Origin of the sequence: Streptomyces sp. NPDC101227, assembly GCF_044767545.1 — a bacterium.
GTDB lineage: Bacteria > Actinomycetota > Actinomycetes > Streptomycetales > Streptomycetaceae > Streptomyces.
The window spans coordinates 204,097-225,920 of sequence record NZ_JBIWOD010000007.1; the positions used below are offsets into that span (position 1 = coordinate 204,097).

General features: G+C 72.6%; 12 protein-coding genes and 1 pseudogene. 7 read left to right on the plus strand and 6 right to left on the minus strand.

Annotated elements, in window-relative coordinates:
* The first annotated feature begins 1 nt into the window (after position 1).
* Positions 2-3,340 carry an SAV_2336 N-terminal domain-related protein gene (locus ACIRPT_RS18615; RefSeq protein WP_403828250.1) on the plus strand — a complete coding sequence of 1,113 codons (3,339 nt, stop codon included), beginning with the start codon at positions 2-4 and terminating at the stop codon, positions 3,338-3,340.
* A 156-nt stretch (positions 3,341-3,496) separates the two neighbouring features.
* Here the strand turns inward: ACIRPT_RS18615 and ACIRPT_RS18620 are convergent.
* Positions 3,497-4,706: pseudogene (locus ACIRPT_RS18620) on the minus strand (RNA-guided endonuclease InsQ/TnpB family protein); the annotation flags it as partial.
* Positions 4,707-4,885: 179 nt separating this feature from the next.
* Between ACIRPT_RS18620 and ACIRPT_RS18625 the strand changes: the two are divergent.
* The 3 genes from ACIRPT_RS18625 (at position 4,886) to fxsT (ending at position 9,747) form a co-directional block, all read left to right on the plus strand.
* The gene (locus ACIRPT_RS18625; protein ID WP_403828252.1) at positions 4,886-5,113 is read left to right on the plus strand and encodes a YxD-tail cyclophane-containing RiPP peptide; all 228 of its coding nucleotides are present in this window, start codon (positions 4,886-4,888) and stop codon (positions 5,111-5,113) included.
* 249 nt (positions 5,114-5,362) lie between these two features.
* Entirely contained in the window at positions 5,363-6,598 is a 1,236-nt protein-coding gene (locus tag ACIRPT_RS18630; protein WP_403828254.1) for an FxsB family cyclophane-forming radical SAM/SPASM peptide maturase, read from the plus strand.
* A 128-nt stretch (positions 6,599-6,726) separates the two neighbouring features.
* The gene (gene fxsT / locus ACIRPT_RS18635; RefSeq protein ID WP_403828256.1) at positions 6,727-9,747 is read left to right on the plus strand and encodes an FxSxx-COOH system tetratricopeptide repeat protein; all 3,021 of its coding nucleotides are present in this window, start codon (positions 6,727-6,729) and stop codon (positions 9,745-9,747) included.
* Positions 9,748-9,862: 115 nt separating this feature from the next.
* On the opposite strand, the gene ACIRPT_RS18640 is transcribed toward fxsT, so the two are convergent.
* From ACIRPT_RS18640 to ACIRPT_RS18655, 4 genes are all read right to left on the minus strand, one after another.
* Positions 9,863-13,648: a multifunctional oxoglutarate decarboxylase/oxoglutarate dehydrogenase thiamine pyrophosphate-binding subunit/dihydrolipoyllysine-residue succinyltransferase subunit gene (locus ACIRPT_RS18640; RefSeq protein WP_403828258.1), complete on the minus strand. Its 3,786-nt coding sequence runs from the start codon at positions 13,646-13,648 to the stop codon at positions 9,863-9,865.
* A gap of 282 nt (positions 13,649-13,930) precedes the next feature.
* The gene (locus tag ACIRPT_RS18645) at positions 13,931-15,061 is read right to left on the minus strand and encodes a sensor histidine kinase (RefSeq protein WP_403828260.1); all 1,131 of its coding nucleotides are present in this window, start codon (positions 15,059-15,061) and stop codon (positions 13,931-13,933) included.
* Positions 15,058-15,798, minus strand: coding sequence for a response regulator transcription factor (locus tag ACIRPT_RS18650; RefSeq protein WP_403501473.1), 741 nt, complete (start codon positions 15,796-15,798; stop codon positions 15,058-15,060). The genes ACIRPT_RS18645 and ACIRPT_RS18650 overlap by 4 nt, the downstream gene beginning before the upstream one ends.
* Before the next feature lie 74 nt (positions 15,799-15,872).
* On the minus strand, positions 15,873-16,622 hold the full coding sequence (locus ACIRPT_RS18655; RefSeq protein WP_403828263.1) for a spermidine synthase: 750 nt from the start codon (positions 16,620-16,622) through the stop codon (positions 15,873-15,875).
* Between the two features lie 194 nt (positions 16,623-16,816).
* Between ACIRPT_RS18655 and ACIRPT_RS18660 the strand changes: the two genes are divergently transcribed.
* Positions 16,817-17,596 carry a rhomboid-like protein gene (locus tag ACIRPT_RS18660; RefSeq protein WP_403501479.1) on the plus strand — a complete coding sequence of 260 codons (780 nt, stop codon included), beginning with the start codon at positions 16,817-16,819 and terminating at the stop codon, positions 17,594-17,596.
* A 100-nt stretch (positions 17,597-17,696) separates the two neighbouring features.
* Here ACIRPT_RS18660 and ACIRPT_RS18665 read toward each other — a convergent pair whose 3' ends face one another.
* The gene (locus ACIRPT_RS18665) at positions 17,697-18,200 is read right to left on the minus strand and encodes a YfbM family protein (RefSeq protein WP_403828264.1); all 504 of its coding nucleotides are present in this window, start codon (positions 18,198-18,200) and stop codon (positions 17,697-17,699) included.
* Positions 18,201-18,368: 168 nt separating this feature from the next.
* On the opposite strand from ACIRPT_RS18665, the gene ACIRPT_RS18670 reads away from it, so the two are divergent.
* The gene (locus tag ACIRPT_RS18670; protein WP_403828265.1) at positions 18,369-19,244 is read left to right on the plus strand and encodes a pentapeptide repeat-containing protein; all 876 of its coding nucleotides are present in this window, start codon (positions 18,369-18,371) and stop codon (positions 19,242-19,244) included.
* A 112-nt stretch (positions 19,245-19,356) separates the two neighbouring features.
* Positions 19,357-21,774: an endopeptidase La gene (lon, locus tag ACIRPT_RS18675; RefSeq protein ID WP_403828267.1), complete on the plus strand. Its 2,418-nt coding sequence runs from the start codon at positions 19,357-19,359 to the stop codon at positions 21,772-21,774.
* Positions 21,775-21,824: the final 50 nt, after the last annotated feature.

Below are 21,824 nucleotides of genomic sequence, written 5' to 3' on the forward strand. Positions count from 1 at the left end.
GGTGCCTCTCGGGGAGCCTGGCCCAGGTCCCCTCGACGGACTCGACGGACTCGGGGAACTCGTCGGGCGGCTGACGGCGGCCGGCGTGCCGGCCGACGCCCGGGGAATGGCCGACGCCCTCTGGCTCGCCCAGTGGATCACGCCGCAGGAGACGGACGCCGGCACGACCGCACCGCCCGTCCGTGACCGCAGGGATCCGGCCACTTTCTCCGTAGGGGAGGCCGGGACGCCAGAGGGCGCGCACGGGACGGCGGCGGCGGACGCCTCCGCGCCGGAGTCATCGGGCCCGCCCGAAGCGCGCCCGCGCCGCCGGGACGCCGAGCTGCTGCCCGCCCACGACGCCCGGGCCGCCGACCCCGACCACCACCGCCTCGGCGAGATCGCGGTCCCCATCGCCTCCGCCTTCCCCGGCCTGTTACCGCTCCAGCGCGCCCTGCGGCCCATCCAGCGCTACCACCCGCCGGCCGCCCCGGTCCGCCGGGAGCTGGACGCCGACGCCACCGCCGAACTCTCCGCACACGCCGAAATGGTCATCCCGGTGCTGCGCGGGGTGCACCGCCGCGCGGCCGCGCTGCGGCTCCTGATGGACGGCTCGTCCTCGATGGCCGTGTGGGAGCAGATGCTGCACGACCTGCGCCACGTCTGTGAACGCGTCGGCGCCTTCCGCGATGTCACCGTGCACTACCTCCACCCGCACGGCCCGGACGTCGGCGTCGCCGCCACCCCCGGCCCCGGAAGCCCGCTGCACCCCGCCGACCAGCTGCACGACCCCACCGGCCACCACCTCACCCTCGTCATCAGCGACTGCGCGGGACCCCTGTGGCGGGACGGCCGGATGCAGCGGCTGCTCTACCGCTGGGCCGCCGACGCCCCGCTCGCCGTCGTCCAGCCGCTGCCGCAGCGGATGTGGGCGCGCACCCTGCTGCCCGCCGTCGCCGGCACCCTCGTCCGCCGCCAGGGCCCCTACCAGGCCCTCGGCTTCCGGCCCGCCCGGCGCCGCCGCCGGCGCGCCGCGGCCGCCGCCCCGTCCGGCCGGGCCCGCGAACGCGTCGTACCGGTCCTGTCCCCGACCCCCGCCGCCCTGGGCACCTGGGCCCGGCTGGCCGCCGCGGACGCCGGTCTCTCGCTGCCCGGCGCGGCCACCGTCGTACGGTCCGATCACGGCGCCGAGCCCGCGCCCCCGCAGCCGCCCCCGCGCCCCGAACCCTCCCAAATGGTCCGGGAGTTCGACCAGCTGGCCTCGCCCGCCGCCCGGCTGCTCGCGGTCCATCTCTCCGCCGTACCGCTCGCCCTCCCGGTCATCCAGCTCGTGCAGCGCGCGATGCTCCCGCAGACCGGACCGGCGGAGCTGGCCGAGGTGCTGCTCAGCGGCCTGGTCACCCAGCTCCCGCCGGACACGGTGGCGCCTGCCGGCCCCTCGGCAGCCGGCGGGAAGGCCGCGGCCGGCGGCCCCTGGTACGACTTCGTGCCCGGTGTACGCGACGAGCTGCTGAGCCGGCTGAGCGCGGGCGAGGCGGCCCTGGTCCTCAAGCACTGCTCGCTCTACATCGAGCGCACCTTCGGCCGCAGCGCCCGTAACTTCCCGGCCGTCGCGGTCGCCATGCTCTCCGGCAGCGGCCGCGAGCCGGAGACCGGCCAGCGCGCCGTCCCCGAGCCGTTCGCGCGGGTCTCCGAGCGGGTCCTGCGCCGCTTCGAGCCGACGCTGCGGCCGCCCGACCGGCGGCCGTACGAGCCCGGCGGCCCGGCGGCCGAGGGCGCCGCCCTCCTGGAACGCTACGAACACGCCGGGACGGTACGCGACCTGGTCGAGGCCGTCCGGCTGCTGCGCGCCGCGGCCGGCCGCCAGCCGGTGGCGGGCACCGACCTCGCCCGCGCCCTGCTGCACGCCTGGGCGACCTGGCGCCAGCCCGACGCCCTGGAGGAGGCGGAGCGGGCGGCCGGGGCCGCGGCGGAGGACGGCGGCGCGGAGGCCGAGCGGACCCGGGCGCTGATCGTGCTCGGCCGGGTACGGCATGCCCGCGCCGGCGAGCGGCGCGCCGCGGGCGCCGCCGCCGAGGAGCGCGCCGCCCTGGAGGACGCCGCCCGCCATCTGCACACCGCCTGCGGGCTGATGAGCCTGCTGGACCCCCGCGTACTGGAGAGCATGGTGCTCCGCACCGAGGTGCTGCGCCGGCTGGCCGCCCTGCCCGCCGCGGACGCCGAGGACGGCCCGCCGGACGCGGGCCCCCTGGACGAGGCGGAACGGTCCCTCACCACGCTCCTCGACCAGTGGCCCAGCGGCCGCCAGGTCCCCGGTGAGGTCTATGCCGCCCGCGGCGGCGTGCTGCTCGACCGGGCCCTTCCGCAAGCTCTCCACTCTGTTCGAGCAGGGGAGACCCCGATCGCCGGGCCGGGACCGGCCGGCGCCCTCGCGGTGCGCGCCGCGGACGACCTCGACACCGCCATCGTCCTGCTGCGCCGCCGCGGCAGCGCCGCCGACCGGCTGGTCTGCGAAACGCTGCTGGACCTCGCCGCGGCCCGCTCGCTGTCCGGCGGCGCGGGCCTGCCGTCCGTGCTGTCCACCCTGGAGCGCGCCCGCGCCATCGCCCACGAGCTGGCCGACCCGGCCCTGGAGGCCGACAGCCTGCGCCGGATCGCCGCCGCGCAGAGCGCCGCCCACACCCGTACGGGCTCCCTGGCCGCCCTCGACGACGCCATCACCGCACTCGCCGCCGCGCTCCGCCTCACCGTCCCCGACTCGCCCGAACACAGCGCGCTGCTCGCCGAACGGGGCGCCGCGCTGCTCGCCCGCGCCCGGCTGGAGCCGGCCGCCGGTCCGGGCAGACGCCTGGCCAACGACGCCGTGCATGTGCTGCGCGAGGCGCTGGCCCGGGTCGCGCCGCAGGACCCGGCGCTCGCCGGCCACCGCCTGCTGTTCGGCCGCGCCCTGCGGCTGCGCCACGAACGCCAGCCCTCGCTCGCCGATCTGCACGAGGCCGACTGGATCCTGGAACTGGCCGCGCGCGGCACCGACATTCCGTACGTGGCGGCCGAGGCCTGGCTGGAAGTGGGCGACATCCAGCTGCTGCTGGACCGCCGCTTCGGTTCCCGGGAACGCCACGACCGGGCCGCCGCCTGCTACCGCCGCGCCGCCACCGCCGCCCTGGCGGCCGGCAGCGCCCTGCTGGCCGCCCGCGCCCACCACCGGCGCGGCGAGGTCCTGGAGGACACCGCCGGATCCCGGTCCGCCCTGATCGCCTACCGCGAGAGCTGGGAGCAGTGGCAGCGCGCGGCCGAGGACACCGGCCCCGAGGCGCAGCGCACCCGCGCCCGGATGCGCGCCCTCGAAAACACCGGCTGACCGCCCCGTACGCCCTGGCCGATGCCTGTCCCTCGTCCGGTGAACGTGTTTCTGTGGACGGGAGTTCGGGAACACCCCCGTCCAGCCGGCCCAAGAGGAGAGCAGTTTGAAACCTCCCCTGCCTGAGGAGGGGATTCCTGGCTCACGTTGCCTGCGGCCCGGCGGGCGCGCAGGTCCTACACGATCAGCGCCAGCCGGGACGGAGACCAGCCCGGACCAGCATCACGCGGGCGGAGTTCTTGTCCCGGGGCGAGACGGCTCCGCACGCGGTGCAGGCGTATGTTCGTTCGGAAAGAGGTAGTGCGTGCTTGGTTCTCGCTCCGCACTGCGCACAGTCCATCGTGGTGTGCGCGGGGTGTACCAGATGCACGGCACGGCCGTGCTTGCGGCCCATCTCGATCAACGCCCGCTTGGTGGCGCCGATCGCGGCGTCGGCGGCTTTGCGGGCCATGGTCGACTTCGCGAGGAACTTGGGACGGAAGTCCTCCACCGCCAGGGCGTCATGGTCACGGACCACGGCCTTGGCCCACTTGCGGCCGGTGTCCTGCCGCTGCCTGGCCACCTTCTTGTGCAGCTTCGCCGTCTGCCGCTTCGCCTCGCGGTAACCCTCCGACGCGGCCTGCCCCTTCTTCGGCTTACGTCGGGCCATCATGCGCTGGTAGCGGGCCAGCTTCTGCGTGGCGGTCTTGCCGTGCTGCGGGTGAGGAAGGTCGTGATCGCCGCTCGTGGTGGTTGCGGTCTCGCGTACTCCCCAGTCGATGCCGATCACACGGCCGGTTGTGGGAAGGTGCTCGGTTTTGGTGGTGACGACGAACGATGCCCACCAGTGCCCCACCGCGTCCCGGTACACACGCACCGAGCTGGGCGGCTTGGGCAGGTCCCGCGACCACACCGGCCGCACGACGATGCCGCCGGCGAGATGCAGGCACCCGTCCTTGAGGCGGAACCCGCGCTGGGTGTAGTTCAGCGTGGGCAGCGCCTCGCGCTTCTTCTTGTACCTCGGCATCCCGGCCCGCTGCCGCATCGGCAAGCTGGCCTTGATGTCCTTCAGCGCCTTGGCACGGGACTTCGCGAAGTCGCGTATGAGCTGCTGCTGAGGAACAGACGCCCCTTCGCGCAGCCACGACGTCCGGGCGCGGGCCTCGGTCAGCATCTTGTCGAGCTGCGCCGGGCCGCACGTCTCCTTCTGCCCGGTCGCCCGATTGTGCTGGTGGACGGCCTTCGACTTCGCGACCGATTCGTTCCAGACCCAGCGGCAGCGGTCCCACTCGGCTTCGAGCGCGTCCCTGGCCGACGACGACAAGCGCAGGCGATAGGTGTACCGGGCGTGCCCGGCCCCCTCCGCCGCCTGCGCTTGTGTCGTCATACATCCGAACCTACCTGGGAGGACTGACAGTTGAGAGCTCTTGATCATTGCGGGCTCGCGCACGCCCGTGCAGGGTGGAAGCCGGATCGCCCTGGCGGCGATCCGGCGGTCCCTGCCCTGCTTGGCAGGAGTCTGATCCCTCCCCGCCCTAAAGGACGACGCATCCTCGGAGGAAGCCGGTGACAGCGTCTTCCGGGAATGACCGCACCGCACCGGCTGCGGCCGCCCCGTGGGCCCCGTCGGCCGTGCCGCTGCCGGACTTCACGGGCGTGGAGGTGCGCGCACTGGCGGCGCGGGGAAGCCATCCGGTGCTGGGCGAGGTGGCGGCGCTGCTGCTGCGCGACTGGCCGTCCGAGGAGGATGCCGTCGCCTACTACGAGGACAGCGCCACGGCGCCCGGTCACTGACGGTGCGAGGCGGCGGCCGCAGGCGTGCGTTTTTGGGCAATCGGGCTAGGGAACCGGCCAGTTGTCGAACGAGTTCGATTCCTGGACCGATGGCGGAGCCATGTACCCATCAGGCAGGTGCCCTCAGGCATGTGCCGGGCCGGGGGTAGCTCCTGGGCGCAGCGCCCGGACGAAGTCCGGGGGAGATAGCCGGGAGGGCCGGAGCCGACGGGCCCGGCTCCCGGACGTCGGCGAGGGCAGGGGGCGGCCGTGAGCGGACAGAGCGGCCGGACCGCAGCCGTACCCTTCCGGCAGTTCGTCATCAAGATCCACAGCCGCTGCAACCTCGCCTGCACCTACTGCTACATCTACGCCGGGCCCGACCGCAGCTGGCGCGACCGCCCGCCGCTCGTCCCGGCCGCCACGATCCGCCGGACCGCGCTGCGCATCGCCGAACACGCCCGCACCCACCGGCTGCGCGAGATCCGTATCGATCTGCACGGCGGCGAACCGCTGCTGACCGGCCCCGGTCCGCTCCTCGACCAGGCCGCCGCCGTGCGCGCCGCGCTCCCCGCCCACTGCACCGCCACCTTCGGCGTCCAGACCAACGGCACCCTGCTCACCCCGTACGTCATCGACGACCTGGCCGCCGCCGGATTCCGGGTCGGCCTCAGCCTCGACGGCGGCACCCCCGCCCTCAACCGCCGCCGTCTCGACCACGCCGGCCGCCCCTCCTGGCCCGCGGCCGCCCGCGCCGCGGGCCTCCTGCGCGACCGTCCCGGCGTCTTCGCCGGCATCCTGTGCACCCTCGACATCACCGCCGACCCCGCCGAGGTCTACGGCTCGCTGCGCGCCCTGGACCCCCCGATGCTCGACTTCCTCCTCCCGCACGCCAACTGGTCCAGCCCTCCCCCGGCCGCCCCCCACGGCCCCGCGGGGGGCACCCCGTACGGCGACTGGCTGTGCACGGTCTTCGACCTGTGGTGGGACGGCGACCCCGGAAGGGAACCGCAGCCCCGGGTGCGCATGTTCACCGAAATCGTCGGCCTCCTCCTGGGCCGCCCCAGCTCCAGCGAGGCGATCGGCCTCTCGCCGGTCGTCGCCGCCGTGATCGACACCGACGGCGCCATCGAGCAGGTGGACTCCCTCCGGTCCGCCTACGAGGGCGCCGCCGCCACCGGCCTCGACGTCTTCCGGCACACCTTCGACGACGCCCTGGCGCACCCCGCCATCGCCGCCCGCCAGCGCGGCCGGGACGGGCTCGGCGCCCAGTGCCGCCGCTGCGCCCTGATGGCGGTGTGCGGCGGCGGCAATTACGCACACCGTTATCGGGCCGGCCCCACCCAGTTCGCCAATCCGTCCGTGTACTGCGCCGACCTCGAACGCCTCATCCGCCATATCGCGGCCCGCCTGGACGCGGCCGTCTCTCCCGCCCGCCGCCCACCACCCTTGCCGGACTCGCCGTGCGACGCCCCTCCCGGCCCAACTCACCTTCCCCCAACATGACCTGACGCACTGTCGTGGAATGCGGGGACACTTGGGCTATCGTGCAAATCAGCCAGGCATGTCCGCAGAAACCCCGCCTCAGCATCAGCCTCCGCACGCGCGCACCTCGCACTCAGGGAGACGGTCGCATGGTCGATCAGTCCGCTTCTGCCGGATCCTCCGGCCCCGCCGGCGCCACCGGGCACATCACCATCAGCTATGCGGGCTTCGCCCGGCCCTGGGCCGCGTGGATCTCCCACCAGCTGGAACAGCTCGGCCACGGCACGACCCTGCTGCGCTGGGACCCCCAGGCGGACGCCGCGCTGGCCGAGGAGCTGTCGGGGCTGCTGGAGGCCGAGGGCCGGCTGCTGATCGTGCTCGACGACTGGTACTTCCGCCTCGGCCCCAAGACCCAGGAGGAATGGACCGCCGCGCTACGGGAAGTCGTACCGCCGCACGCCGACCGCTTCGCCGCGGTGAGCGTGGCCACCCAGAGCCTGCCCGCCACCGCCGGCCTGCTCCGGCCCGCCGACCTGCGCGACCTGGATGCCCGCGAGGCACAGCGCCGGGTGCTGCACCGCCTCGGCATCAAGCGCGCCGGACACGGCCTGGACGAGAACGCCCCCGGCGCGCCCCGCTTCCCCAACAACCCGCCCGAGGTGTGGAACATCCCGCGCCGCAACAACCGCTTCACCGGCCGCGACGACGTCCTGGAGGAGCTGCACGACAAGCTGGCGGGATCCGGCGTGGGCGCGGCCCCGCCGCTGGAGACCCGTATCGCGCTCTACGGCACCTCCGGCGTCGGCAAGAGCCAGATCGCCCAGGAGTACGCGCACCGCTTCGGCAACGACTACGACGTGGTGTGGTGGGTCAGCGCCATCAACCGCGGCGCCGCCCGCGAACAACTCGCCGAGCTCGCCACCCGGCTCGGCCTCCCCGTGGGCCGGGAACTGGGCGACCGGATCCGCGCCGTCCACGAAGCGCTGCGCATCGGCCGCCCGTACCGCCGCTGGCTGCTGATCTTCGACAGCGCCGACGACATGGAGCAGATCGAGGACCTGGTCCCGGACGGCCGCGGCCACGTCCTGATCACCACCCTCACCCGCGACTGGTCGGGGTCCGGCAGCGCCCAGGAGATCGAGGTACCGCCCTTCACCCGGGTCGAGTCGGTCGCCTACGCCCGCCGCCGGGCCCGGCGGCTCACCCCGGTCGAGGCCGACCTGCTCGCCGAGGCCGTCCAGGACCTGCCGCTGCTGCTCGCCCAGACCGCCGCCTGGCTCGACGCCAACCCGATGGCGCCCAAGGAGTACATCGAGCTGATCCGCCGCGGCGAACCCAGCCTCGTCGGCATCCGGATCTCCTCCGACTACCCGATGGCCTTCCAGACCAGCTGGGCCATAACTCTCAACACGCTGCGCGAACGCAGCCCGGCCGCCGTCGAACTCCTCAAGCTGTTCGCGTTCTTCGCCCCCGACGCCATCCCCGTCCCGATGCTCGCCAAGGCCCGCCGCGGCGACCTGCCCGAGCACCTCGCCGACCTCGCCGCCGAGCCGATCAGCTGGAACACCGCGCTGCGCAGGCTGACCGAGTCCACCGCCGTACGCCTCGACTACCAGGTCTCGGAGGACGCCGACCCGGCCGTGGAGACCGCGCTGATGCACCGGCTCTACCACCGGTTCCTGCGCAGCGACATGACCGAGGACGAGCGCGACGCGAAGGCCGCCACGGCCTGCCGGGTGCTGGTCTCCGCCGACCCGCAGAACCCCGTCGACACCCGCAACTGGGACCGCTACGCCGCGCTGATCCCCCACCTGGAGCCCGCCTGCGTCCTGGACAGCCCCGAGCCCGCCGTCCACGAACTCCTCGTCAACTGCACCGAATACCTCCGGGTGCGCGGCGAGTACCGCATGGGCCTCAGGCTGTGCGAGCAGTTCATCGCCCGCTGGCGCACCCGGCTGGCGCCCACCCAGCGCACCATGCTCACCGTCACCCACCAGCACGCCAACATGCTGCGTCTGCTGGGCCGCTACCGCGAGGCCGAGGCCGTCGGCAGCGCGATCGTCGACCAGCTGCGCGCCGAGCGGGACGAGAACGACCCCGCCGTGCTGCGGGCCAAGGACGGCCTCGGCGGCACGTACATGGCCCTCGGCGCGTTCGAGGAGGCGTACGAGATCTTCGACGGCGTCTGGCGCGGCTTTTCCGCGCTGCTTGGCCCCGAGGCGCCCCGCACGCTCTCCGCCCGCAACAACCTCGGCGAGGTGCTGAGCCTGCTGGGGCGCTACGAAGAGGCGCTGGCCACGCACGGCGAGCTGCTGGCGGTCCGCGAGCGGGAGCTGCGGGCCCGCCACCACCTCACCCTCCGCTCGGGCATGGTCTACGCCCATATGCTGCGCCTGCTGGGCCGCTACCGCGAGGCCACCTCCCGACAGGAGCTCAACGCCCGCCTCCACCACCAGGTCATGGGCCGGCACACCCCGCAGACGCTGCGGGCCGACCACAACCTCGCACTGTGCCTGCGCCGCTCGGGCCGGCCGAACGAGGCCAACGAGCTGATGAAGGACGTGGTGGAGCGCTCCCGCCGGATCGCGGGACCACGGCACCCCGAGACCCTCATGGTGCAGGCGGACCACGCCACGTTCCTGCGCGAGCACGGCGACCTCACCGAGGCCGCGGAGCTCGCCGACGAGGTGGCCGAACGCTACCGCTCCCTGGTCGGCGAGACCCATCCGTACGCCGTCGGCACCCTCGGCAACACCGGCCTGGTCCGCGCCGAGTTCGGCGAGCACGCGGAGGCGCTGGCCATCGCCGAGCGGGCGCTGCACGGCATGACCGCGGCGATGGGCCCCGACCACCCCTGGACGCTGGGCTGCGCGCTCAACGCCGGCGCGGCCCGCAGCCGGGTCGACGATGCGGAGGGCGCGCTGGAGCTGAGCCGCGACACCCTGGAGCGGACCAAGGTGACGCTCGGGGAGTCGCACCCGATGACCTTCTCCGCCAAGACCGCCCTCGCCGAGGACCTGCGCACCCTGCGCCGCAGCCAGGAGGCGGCGAAGCTGGAGCAGGAGGCCATCGGGCAGCTGAGCGAGACGCTGGGCGCCGAGCATCCGCACACCCTCTCCGCCCGGCGCCGCCGCCGCCCCTACTGGGACTTCGAACCGCAGCCCGTGTAGACGCGGCCCGCCCGTCGGCGCACCCCGTGCGCGGGTCGCGCCCCGGACAGCCCGAAGGGCCCGCCCCCACTTCCGTGGGAACGGGCCCTTCGTGCGCTACGGGCGGACTCGACGGTTACGCGTCGAAGACCTCCGCCACCAGCTGTGCCTGCTCGGCCTGGTGCCGCTTGGCGGAGCCGACCGCGGGCGAGGAGCCGTGCGGCCGCGAGATGCGGCGCAGGCGCTCACCGTGCGGGACATCCGCGCCGACGGCCAGGTCCAGGGCGTCGATCAGGTTGAGGCCGAGGAACGGCCAGGCACCCTGGTTCGCCGGCTCCTCCTGGGCCCACAGGTACTTCTCGGCGTTCGGGAACTTGGCGATCTCCGCCTGGAGCTCCTTGCCGGGCAGCGGGTAGAGCCGCTCGAGACGCACGATCGCGGTGTCGTGCGCGCCGCGCTTCTCCCGCTCCGCCTCCAGGTCGTAGTAGAGCTTGCCGGAGCAGAAGACGATCTTGCGGACGTCCTCGGGCTTGACCGACGAGTCGCCGATGACGGGACGGAAGCCGCCCGTGGTGAACTCTTCCGTCTTCGACGCCGCCGCCTTCAGACGCAGCATCGACTTCGGGGTGAAGACGACCAGCGGCTTGTGGTGCGGGTTGTGGACCTGCCAGCGCAGCAGGTGGAAGTAGTTCGACGGGAGCGTCGGCATGGCGACCGTCATGTTGTTCTGCGCGCACAGCTGGAGGAAGCGCTCGATCCGGGCCGAGGAGTGGTCCGGGCCCTGGCCCTCGTAGCCGTGCGGCAGCAGCAGGGTGACGCCGGAGGTCTGGCCCCACTTCTGCTCCGCCGAGGAGATGAACTCGTCGACGATGGTCTGCGCGCCGTTGACGAAGTCACCGAACTGCGCCTCCCACATGACCAGCGCCTCGGGGCGGGCCAGCGAGTAGCCGTACTCGAAGCCCATCGCCGCGTACTCGCTGAGCAGCGAGTCGTAGATGTTGTAGCGGGCCTGGTCCTCGGAGAGGTAGAGCAGCGGCGTGTAGTCCTCGCCGGTCTCGCGGTCGATGAGGACCGCGTGGCGCTGGCCGAACGTGCCGCGGCGGGAGTCCTGGCCGGCGAGCCGGACCGGGGTGCCCTCCATCAGCAGCGAACCGACGGCGAGGGTCTCGCCCATGCCCCAGTCGATCGTGTCGTCCTCGACCTGGCCCGCACGGCGCTGCAGCTGCGGCAGCAGGCGCGGGTGCACGGTGATGTGCTCGGGGATGTTGACCTGCGACTCGGCGATCCGCTTGACGACCTCCTGGGAGATCGCGGTGTCCACGGAGACCGGGAACTCGGCCTTGGGCTGCGGCACCTCGGGCACGGCCGGGGCCGTGGTGGCGTCGCGGACCTCGGTGAAGACCTTCTCCAGCTGGCCCTGGAAGTCCTGGAGCGCCTGCTCCGCCTCTTCGAGGGTGATGTCGCCGCGACCGATGAGGGACTCGGTGTAGAGCTTGCGCACCGAGCGCTTCTTGTCGATCAGGTCGTACATCAGCGGCTGGGTGAACGCCGGGTTGTCCGACTCGTTGTGACCGCGGCGGCGGTAGCAGATCAGGTCGATGACGACGTCCTTGTTGAACGCCTGGCGGAACTCGAAGGCCAGACGGGCAACGCGGACGACGGCCTCGGGGTCGTCGCCGTTGACGTGGAAGATCGGCGCCTCGATCATGCGGGCCACGTCGGTGGCGTACATGGACGAGCGCGACGACTCCGGGGCGGCGGTGAAGCCGACCTGGTTGTTGATGACGACGTGCACCGTGCCGCCGGTGCGGTAGCCGCGCAGCTGCGACATGTTCAGCGTCTCGGCGACCACGCCCTGGCCGGCGAACGCCGCGTCACCGTGCAGCTGGATCGGCAGGACCGTGAAGTCCGTGCCGCCCTTGCCGATGATGTCCTGCTTGGCGCGCGCGACACCCTCGACGACCGGGTCCACGGCCTCCAGGTGGGAGGGGTTGGCGGTGAGCGAGACCTTGATCTGCTCGCCGTCCAGGCCGGTGAACGTGCCCTCGGCGCCCAGGTGGTACTTCACGTCGCCGGAGCCGTGCATCGACTTCGGGTCGAGGTTGCCCTCGAACTCGCGGAAGATCTGCGCGTAGGACTTGCCGACGATGTTCGCCAGGACGTTGAGGCGGCCGCGGTGGGCCATGCCGATGACGCACTCGTCCAGCCGCGATTCGGCGGCGGAGTCGATGACCGCGTCCAGCAGCGGGATGACGGACTCGCCGCCCTCCAGCGAGAAGCGCTTCTGGCCGACGTACTTGGTCTGCAGGAACGTCTCGAACGCCTCGGCGGAGTTCAGCCGGCGCAGGATGCGCAGCTGCTCGTCGCGCTCGGGCGACTTGTGGGTGCGCTCGACGCGGTCCTGGATCCACTTGCGCTGCTTGGGGTCCTGGATGTGCATGAACTCGATGCCGGTGGTGCGGCAGTACGAGTCCCGCAGCACGCCCAGGATGTCGCGCAGCTTCATCATGGACTTGCCGGCGAAGCCACCGACCGCGAACTCGCGCTCCAGGTCCCACAGGGTGAGGCCGTGCTCGATGATGTCGAGGTCGGGGTGCTTGCGCTGGTGGTACTCCAGCGGGTCGGTGTCGGCCATGACGTGGCCGCGGACCCGGTAGGAGTGGATCAGGTCGAAGACCCGCGCGGCCTTGGTGACGTCGTCGTCGTGCGAGACGTCGATGTCGCGCAGCCAGCGGACCGGCTCGTAGGGAATCCGCAGCGACTTGAAGATCTCGTCGAAGAATTCGTTCCCGCCGAGCAGCAGCTGGCTCATGACGCGCAGGAACTCGCCGGAGGCGGCGCCCTGGATCACCCGGTGGTCATAGGTGCTGGTCAGCGTCATGACCTTGGAGATGCCCATCTTGTTCAGGGCGTCCTGCGAGGTGCCCTGGAACTCGGCGGGGTAGTCCATCGCGCCGACGCCCATGATCATGGACTGGCCGGGCATCAGGCGGGGCACGGAGTGCACGGTGCCGATGCCGCCCGGGTTCGTCAGCGACGCGGTGACTCCGGTGAAGTCGTCCATCGTCAGCTTGTTGTCGCGGGCCCGGCGGACGATGTCCTCGTAGGCCTGCCAGAACTCGAAGAAGGAGAGCGTCTCGGCTTTCTTGATCGCCGCGACGACCAGCTGGCGCTCGCCGCCCGGCTTCACCAGGTCGATGGCCAGGCCGAGGTTGATGTGCGGCGGCTTGACCAGCGTCGGCTTGCCGTCCTTCACCGCGAAGGAGTTGTTCATCGACGGCATGGCCTTGAGGGCCTGCACCATCGCGTACCCGATCAGGTGCGTGAAGGAGACCTTCCCGCCGCGGGCGCGCTTGAGGTGGTTGTTGATGACGATGCGGTTGTCGAACAGCAGCTTCACCGGGACGGCGCGGACGGACGTGGCCGTCGGCAGCTCCAGGGAGGCGTTCATGTTCTTCGCAACGGCGGCGGACGGGCCGCGCAGGGTGACGAACTCGGGACCGCCGGGGGCCAGGACCTCCTCGGTGGCCGGCTTCGCGGCCGCGGGCTTCGCGGCGGGCTTCTCCGCCGGCTTGGCCGGTGCGGCGGGGGCCTTGGCTGCCGGCTTCGCGGCGGCCGGAGCGGCCGGGGTCACCGGCTTCGCGGCCGGGGCCGCAGGCGGCGCGGCCGGAGCGGACGGCGCCGGGGCGGCCGGAGCGGGGGCCGAGCCCTCCGCCGGCTGGCTCGGCGCGGTGGCGCCGCCCGGCTTGTAATCGGCAAAGAAGTCCCACCAGGCTCGGTCTACCGAGTTCGGGTCCTGGAGGTACTGCTGGTAGATCTCGTCGACGAGCCACTCATTCGGACCGAAAGCGGCAGCAGGGTTCTTGCCCTGCCCCTCTTGGTCACTCGAGACACTCGCACTGTTGGGGGACTGTAGCGACACGGCGGCAACCGCCCTCTTCCGCTTCCTAAAGGTGGTGGACAGCGGGAATAAAGGCTACGCCTCTTGTGACCATTGGTGCAGTCCGGGAGGGCTACTCGTCGTACACGTCACATTCCTCGACGGGTTTCAGCGCACGACTTGGCGGGAAACACACGAAGTTTGCCCGCGTGCGGGTATGGCTCACAGCGGTCGCACCCCTTGCGGGAGCCCGAGATGAGCCCGGAATGAGCCCGGAATGGGTACGTCCGCCTTCGACCCTACGTCAGCGGCCGCCGCGAGCCGTCAGCTCCGAGCCGACTCCAGCCCCGGAAGGGTGACCCGGATCCGGCAGCCACGAGGAGATTCGGCCACCCCGATCCGTCCGCCGTGCAGATCCACCGCCCAGCGGGCAATGGCCAGGCCCAGGCCCGTGCCGCCGTCGCTGCCCGGGCCGGACGCCGCCGGTCCGCCGCGGTTGAACCGCTCGAAGACCCGGTAGCGCTCGGACGCGGGAATCCCGGGGCCCTCGTCCTGCACCTCCAGCTCCAGGCTCTCCGGCCCCTCGCCGCGCCGCGCATGCACCGTGACCCGGCCGTGCCGGGGGCTGTGCTTGATCGCGTTGTCGATGAGATTCGCCACGACCTGGTGCAGCCGCTCGGCGTCCGCGTGCGCGGTCAGCTCCGGCGGCGAGACATCGAGGTGCAGATGGACGTCCGTACGGGTGTGGGTGCCCGTTCCGGCGACCCCGGCCAGGGTCGAGGCGCCCCGGCTCATATTGGCCTCCTTGAGCACCCCCGACAGGTACGGCCAGACCTCGAAGCGCCGGGCGTGCAGCGGCACCACGCCGTTGTCCAGCCGGGACAGGTCCAGGAGGTGCTCGACCAGGCGGCCCAGCCGCTCGGTCTGCTTCAGCGCCGTGCGCATCGTCTCCGGATCCGGCTCGCAGACCCCGTCGACGACGTTCTCCAGCACCGCCCGCAGCGCGGCGATGGGCGTGCGCAGCTCGTGCGAGACATTGGCGACCAGCTCCTTGCGGTGGGTGTCCACCGCCTCCAGGTCGGCCGCCATGCGGTTGAAGGCCTCCGCCAGGTCCCCGAACTCGTCCCGCCGGTCGGAGCGCACCCGCCGCGAGTAGTCACCGTGTGCCATCGACCGGGTGACGTCCGTCATCTCGCCGAGCGGCGCCGTCAGGTTGTTCGCCACGAACTGGGTGATCAGCAACGACGCGATGATCGAGAAGACCGTGATCACCCGCAGCTCGGTCGCGGAGGCGATCGCCACGAACACGAGCAGCGTGGTGATGATCACCGAGACGATGACCAGCGCACCGAGCGCCGCCTTGACGGAGCGGTAGGGATCCAGCGGCCGCAGCCCCTCCCAGATCCGCTCCCACAGGCCCCGCGTGGGGACCCGCCACTGCCGGCGCCGCATCATGCGGCCGGGGTCTCCAGGGCGTAGCCGACGCCGTGGACCGTACGGATGCGCTCGGCACCGATCTTGCGGCGCAGCGCCTTGATGTGGCTGTCGACCGTACGGGTGCCGGAGGCGTCCGCCCAGTCCCACACCTCGGCCAGCAGCTGCTCACGGGAGAGCACCGCGCGCGGGGTGTTCGCCAGGCAGACCAGCAGATCGAACTCGGTCGGCGTCAGATGGACGTCCGCGCCGCGCACCCGCACCCGGCGCTGCGCATGGTCGATCTCCAGCTCGCCCAGGCGCAGGATCCCGCTGCGCGGCGTATGCGCGGCCAGCGCGGCCCGCTCCACCCGGCGCAGCAGGACATGCACCCGCGCCGCCAGCTCCCGCATGGAGAACGGCTTGGTCATGTAGTCGTCGGCGCCGACACCGAGGCCGACCAGCATGTCGGTCTCGTCGTCCCGCGCCGTGAGCATCATCACCGGCACCGGCCGCTGGGCCTGGACCCGGCGGCACACCTCCAGGCCGTCGAAGCCCGGCAGCATCACATCGAGAACCAGCAGATCGGGCTGCCAGGCCTCGGCGGTGTCCACCGCGGCCGGGCCGTCCGTGGCCGTCTGCACCTGGAAGCCCTCGGCGCGCAGCCGGGCCGCGATGGCGTCGACGATCGTCGGGTCGTCCTCCACGACCAGCACCCGGCGCTGGGCGCCCGGCGTGGCCGCGGCGGCGCCGCCCTGGCTTGTCTGAGTCTGGTCCATCGCCCGCCCCTGCATTGCCCCTGCGTGGTCGCGTCTTACTGGGCAGCAGCGTAAAGCCATGCCGTCACTGTCGGCTACGCGCCCTTGCGCGCAAGATGCACCGCGTCGGGGACACCTCGGGCAACGGCGATCTCTTCCGTGCGTACCCCAACGAATCCGGCATTCCGTAGCGCCTGCTCGAAGGCGGACGACGGCTGGGCGGACCATACGGCGAGCACCCCGCCCGGCGTCAGCCGCTCGTGACAGGCGGCGAGACCGGAGGGGGAGTAGAGGCCGGTGTTGTCGTCGGTGACGGTCCAGTCGGGGCCGTTGTCGATGTCCAGGCACAAAGCGTCGAACGGGGCCCCGCCGGCGTGGAGATACGCGACGAGGTCGGTGTTCAGGATCTCGGTACGGGGGTCGCTCAGCGAGTCCGCCGAGACCGCCGACAAGGGGCCCGTACGGTGCCAGTCGATCACTGCTTCCTCCCGCTCGACGACGGCGATCCGGCCCCAGCGCGGCTCGGCCGCCGCCCGGGCCAGCGAGAACCCGACGCCCAGGCCGCCGATCAAAACCGCGGGCCGCGGCCGGCCGGCGGGGAGGGCGTCCAGCGCGGCATCCATCAGCAGCCGCTCGGAGCGGCCGTCGGAGGTGTCCATCAGGAAGCAGCCGTTGGCGATGATCTCGTAGACCGCGGGCTCCCCGGCGATTCCGCAGGGCCCGGGTCCGCCGCCCCGCTGCCGCAACACCACCTCGCCGTAAGGGCCTTCGCGGCGGTCGAGGGTGCGCGGTGCCTGCTGATCGAACGGGGCGCCGGCCGTCTGGTGCGGAGGAACGGGAGCCATGCGGGCCATCTTGGGCGACGGCGGCGGCGACGGTCCAACCGATTGCGCCAGGCGCCGTCCGGCCCTTTCGCCCCGGACGTGAGACATCTCATGAAGGTTGAGCGGAGTGACGGATCTCACCTCCACAGCTCACTCATGGGTTGAGCGTGCAGGGTGGTCGCCAACGTACTCCGGGACGGAAGGAGGCTCGCCGTATGAGCTGGGTGGACACCGTCGACAGCACGCCGGCCGACACCGCTGCCGCGCGGCCGGGCGTCCTCGCGGGGATTCCGCGGCAGCGCGGCGGGGCTCCGTCGGCGTCCCGCCACGGAACCGGACCGTCCGGCCGCCGCCCGCGCCCGCGGCCCTGGCGGCTGCTGCCCACCCCCACCGGCACCCCCTTCACCTTCGGCTACGCCGCCGTCCTCACCGCCACCTCGCTCTTCGCCGCACACGCCGACCCCACCCTGGTCTCCGAGCTGCTCCGCGGCTCCAGCACCGACATCGTCCACCTGGCGCAGGCCCCGCTCCTGGTGCTCGTCGCCTCCGCCCTGTGGGTCGCGGGCGGTCTGACCTCCGGCTACGCCCTCGCCCTCCTCTTCGCCCTCACCGCCCTGGAGCGGCGGATCGGCGGCCTGCGCGCCGCCGCCGTCTTCTTCGGCGGCCATGCGCTGGCCACCCTCGCCACCGAACTCCCGGTCGGCTTCTCGGTCGCCGCCGGCCAGCTGCCCGACAGCTCCCTCTCCCGCCTCGACTACGGCATCAGCTTCGGCGTGATGACCTGCATCGGCGCTCTCGCCGGACTGCTCCCGGCCTGGTGCCGCTGGCCGCTGCTGGCGGGCGCCGGCTATCTGGTGATCACCGGACTGCTCGCCTACGCCGACCCGATGACCGACTGGGGCCATCTGCTCTCGCTCACCCTGGGCGCCGCGAGCTGGCCCCTGCTGCGCCGGTGGCGGGACCGGCCCGCCCGGCTGCGGCCGCAACACGCCTGAGGGGAGGCACGCGGGGAAGCGGGCCTCGGGCCCGACCAGGCTCACCCCGGCGGCAGTTGTGGCGCCTGGCCCCTCGCCCCGCGTCGCCCCGGCCGACGGCTCAGCCGAGCCAGATCAGCATCCCCTCCCCGTCGTCCGCCGCCGCACGGAAGAACAGCCGCAGCCGCTCGTAGTGCTCGCTCACATAGTCCAGGGACTCGCCGCGCTGCCAGACGATGACCGGGTAGACCTCCGCCTCGGCGAGCTCGGCCGGGGCGACGCCTGACACCAGGCTCGCGCCGGACAGCTCGGCCATGGCGTCGGCGGCCACCCGCACCCGGGCGGGGGCGAGGTAGCGGGGCGGTCCGTACCCCCAGTCCTCGGCGTCCGCTATGGCCTCCTCCCCGTGGACGACATCCACCGGGAAGCCCGCGCGGCGCAGCAGGAAGCCCAGCGCGTCCCAGGCCTTGTCGATGTCGAGGCAGCGCGCCTCGTCCGGCTCCTGCGCCTCTTCTCCGGCGGTCTCCCACCACCCGCTGACCAGCTTCAACGCCCACTCGGGATCGCCGGTCGCCCGGTCGAGTTCGGCGGCCGTGACCCGTGCGTACTCTCCGATCATGCTCATGTTCCGGATGCTAGGACCGGGCACTGACATCGCCGGGCGCCCGACGCGCCGGACCGCGCGGGAGGGGATTAATTCCGGCCAGGAAGCCGCCTGCGCCTGGGAGAATGGCCCTCCCGTCCCCGCACGGTGCGACCCCTTTACCCACCCCGCAACAGGAGTTCACCCACCTTGTCCCGCGCCCAGGAACACCCCGCTCCCGACCCCGTCGCGCTTGGCCTGAAATCCGACTGCGGCAGCTGCTTCGGGCTGTGCTGCGTTGCGCTGCCGTTCGCGGCCTCGGCGGACTTCGCGGTCGACAAGGAGGCCGGCCGGCCCTGCCGGAACCTGCAGACGGACTTCCGTTGCGGGATCCACGCCGATCTGCGGCAGCGCGGCTTCTCCGGGTGCACCGTCTTCGACTGTTTCGGGGCCGGCCAGAAGGTCTCGCAGGTCACCTTCGGCGGCCAGGACTGGCGACGGGCGCCGGGTACGGCGCGCGAGATGTTCGAGGCGTTCCCCGTCATGCGGCAGCTGCACGAGCTGCTGTGGTACCTCGCCGAGGCGCTGGCCCTGCCCACCGGTGCAAGCACCGGCTCCACCGGAGCGGCCGGCGCCGCGCTGCCTGCCGCGCTCCACGCAGACCTGCGCGGCGCGCTCGACGCCACCGAGCGCCTCACCCGCGGCACCGCCCAGGAGCTGGCCGCGCTGGACATGCCCGCGCACCGGGGCGAGGTCAATGCGCTGCTGCTGCGCACGAGCGAGCTCGTACGGGCCAAGGTGCCGGGGAAGAAGAAGGACCGGCGCGGGGCGGATCTCATCGGGGCCCGGCTGAAGGGTGCCGCTCTGCGGGGCGCCAACCTCCGCGGGGCGTGTCTGATCGCCGCCGACCTCCAGGGCGCCGATCTGCGGTCCGCCGACCTGATCGGTGCCGACCTGCGGGACGCCGACCTGCGCGGCGCGGACCTCACCGGCAGCATCTTCCTGACGCAGTCCCAGCTCAACGCGGCCAAGGGCGACGCCGCCACCAGGCTGCCGGCCGCCCTGAGCCGTCCCGCGCACTGGTAGCAGGGCGCGGCCGCGGCGGCTGATCGCTGACAGCGAACGGACGGCGGGGAACATCTCCGGGACCCCTGGCATTGAGTGAGTAAAGCTCAACTTGTTTGCCGAAGGGGAGATCATGGCATCGACGTCCACACCGCTCACTCTGCCCGTGCTGCCCCTCGATGACGAGGTCGTACTGCCGGGCATGGTGGTGCCTCTGGACCTTTCCGACGCGGAGGTACGGGCGGCGGTGGAGGCCGCGCAGGCCGCCGCCGACTCGGGCTCTTCGGGTAACAAGCCGAAGGTGCTGCTTGTGCCCCGGATCGACGGGAACTACGCGGGGATCGGCACGCTGGGCCGGATCGAGCAGGTCGGGCGGCTGTCCGACGGCGACCCCGGCGCGCTGATCCGGGGGCTCGGCCGGGTGCGGATCGGTTCCGGCACGACCGGGCCCGGTGCCGCGCTGTGGGTGGAGGGGACCACCGTCGCGGAGGAGGTGCCCTCCCCGCTGCCCGGCGCGGTCGGCGAACTCGTCACCGAATACAAGGCGCTGGCCACCAGCTGGCTGAAGAAGCGCAGTGCCTGGCAGGTCGTGGACCGTGTGCAGGGCATCGACGATGTCTCCACGCTCGCCGACAACGCCGGCTACCTGCCGTTCCTGACCACCGATCAGAAGGTCCGGCTGCTGGAGACCGTCGACCCGGTCGCCCGGCTGAAGGCCGCCACCGACATCCTGCGCGGGCATCTCGCCGAGCAGGACGTCGCCGAGTCCATCGCCAAGGACGTCCAGGAGGGCGTCGACAAGCAGCAGCGGGAGTTCCTGCTGCGGCGCCAGCTGGAGGCGGTGCGCAAGGAACTGGCCGAGTTGAACGGCGATCCCGAGGACGAGGGCGACGACTACCGCGCCCGGGTCGAGGCCGCCGATCTGCCCGAGGACGTCCGCAAGGCCGCCCTCAAGGAGGTCGACAAGCTGGAGCGGGCCAGCGACCAGAGCCCCGAGGGCTCCTGGATCCGCACCTGGCTGGACACCGTCCTCGAACTGCCCTGGAACGAGCGGACCGAGGACGCCTACGACATCGCCGGCGCCAAGGACGTACTGGACGCCGACCACGCCGGTCTGGAGGACGTCAAGGAGCGGATCACCGAGTATCTGGCGGTCCGCAAGCGGCGGTCCGAGCGCGGGCTCGGCCTGGTGGGGGGCCGCCGCGGCGGAGCCGTACTGGCGCTCGTGGGGCCGCCCGGGGTCGGCAAGACCTCGCTCGGGGAGTCCGTCGCCCGTGCCATGGGCCGCAAGTTCGTCCGCGTGGCGCTCGGCGGCGTACGGGACGAAGCGGAGATCCGCGGGCACCGCCGTACCTACGTCGGCGCGCTGCCCGGCCGGATCGTCCGCGCCATCAAGGAGGCCGGTTCCATGAACCCGGTCGTCCTCCTCGACGAGATCGACAAGGTGGGCTCGGACTTCCGGGGCGACCCGGCCGCCGCCCTCCTGGAGGTCCTGGACCCGGCGCAGAACCACACCTTCCGCGACCACTACCTGGAGGTCGAACTCGACCTCAGCGACGTCGTCTTCCTGGCCACGGCCAATGTCCTGGAAGCCATCCCCGAGCCGCTGCTCGACCGGATGGAGCTGGTCCGGCTGGACGGCTACACCGAGGACGAGAAGGTCGTCATCGCCCGGGACCACCTGCTGCCGCGTCAGCTGGAGCGGGCGGGCCTGGAGTCCGGCGAGGTGACCCTCGAGGACGATGCGCTGCGCAAGCTGGCGGGCGAGTACACCCGGGAGGCCGGCGTACGCAATCTCGAACGGGCGGTCTCCAGGCTGCTGCGCAAGGTCGCGGCCCAGCACGAACTGGGCGAACGGGAGCTGCCGTTCACCGTCGGCGTGGACCAGCTGCGCCCGCTGATCGGACGGCCGCACCACACCCCGGAGGCCGCCCAGGACCCGGCCGAGCGGCGTACGGCCGTGCCCGGCGTGGTCACCGGCCTCGCGGTCACCGGCGCGGGCGGCGATGTGCTCTATGTCGAGGCGTCGCTCGCCGATCCCGAGACCGGTGCGTCCGGCCTCCAGCTGACCGGCCAGCTCGGCGACGTCATGAAGGAGTCCGCGCACATCGCGCTCTCCTTCCTCCGCTCGCACGGCGCGGAACTGGAGCTTCCGGTCGGCGATCTGAAGGAGCGCGGGGTGCATCTGCACGTACCGGCCGGTGCCGTGCCCAAGGACGGGCCGAGCGCGGGCGTGACGATGACGACCGCACTGGCCTCGCTGCTGTCGGGCCGCCAGGTCCGACCGGATGTGGCGATGACGGGTGAGGTCTCGCTGACCGGCCGGGTCCTGCCGATCGGCGGCGTCAAGCAGAAGCTGCTCGCCGCGCACCGCGCGGGGATCACCACGGTGGTCATTCCCAAGCGCAACGAGCCGGACCTGGACGACGTGCCGGCCGAGATCCTCGAGGACCTCGAGGTGCACCCGGTCTCGGACGTCCGCCAGGTCCTGGAGCTGGCGCTGGTACCGGCGTCCAACGGTGCCGCGCCGGAGGTGCCGGTCGCGGCGTGAGGCGGCGGTGGCCGGTCGGCCACCAACCGGCCCGTCCCTCCCACCAGGGA

Excerpts from the sequence above, each read along its gene's own strand:
- fxsT (WP_403828256.1), top strand. The coding sequence starts at position 6,727 with ATGGTCGATCAGTCCGCTTCTGCCGGATCCTCCGGCCCCGCCGGCGCC.
- ACIRPT_RS18645 (WP_403828260.1), bottom strand. The coding sequence starts at position 15,061 with ATGATGCGGCGCCGGCAGTGGCGGGTCCCCACGCGGGGCCTGTGGGAG.
- ACIRPT_RS18650 (WP_403501473.1), bottom strand. The coding sequence starts at position 15,798 with ATGGACCAGACTCAGACAAGCCAGGGCGGCGCCGCCGCGGCCACGCCG.
- ACIRPT_RS18655 (WP_403828263.1), bottom strand. The coding sequence starts at position 16,622 with ATGGCTCCCGTTCCTCCGCACCAGACGGCCGGCGCCCCGTTCGATCAG.
- ACIRPT_RS18660 (WP_403501479.1), top strand. The coding sequence starts at position 16,817 with ATGAGCTGGGTGGACACCGTCGACAGCACGCCGGCCGACACCGCTGCC.
- ACIRPT_RS18665 (WP_403828264.1), bottom strand. The coding sequence starts at position 18,200 with ATGAGCATGATCGGAGAGTACGCACGGGTCACGGCCGCCGAACTCGAC.
- lon (WP_403828267.1), top strand. The coding sequence starts at position 19,357 with ATGGCATCGACGTCCACACCGCTCACTCTGCCCGTGCTGCCCCTCGAT.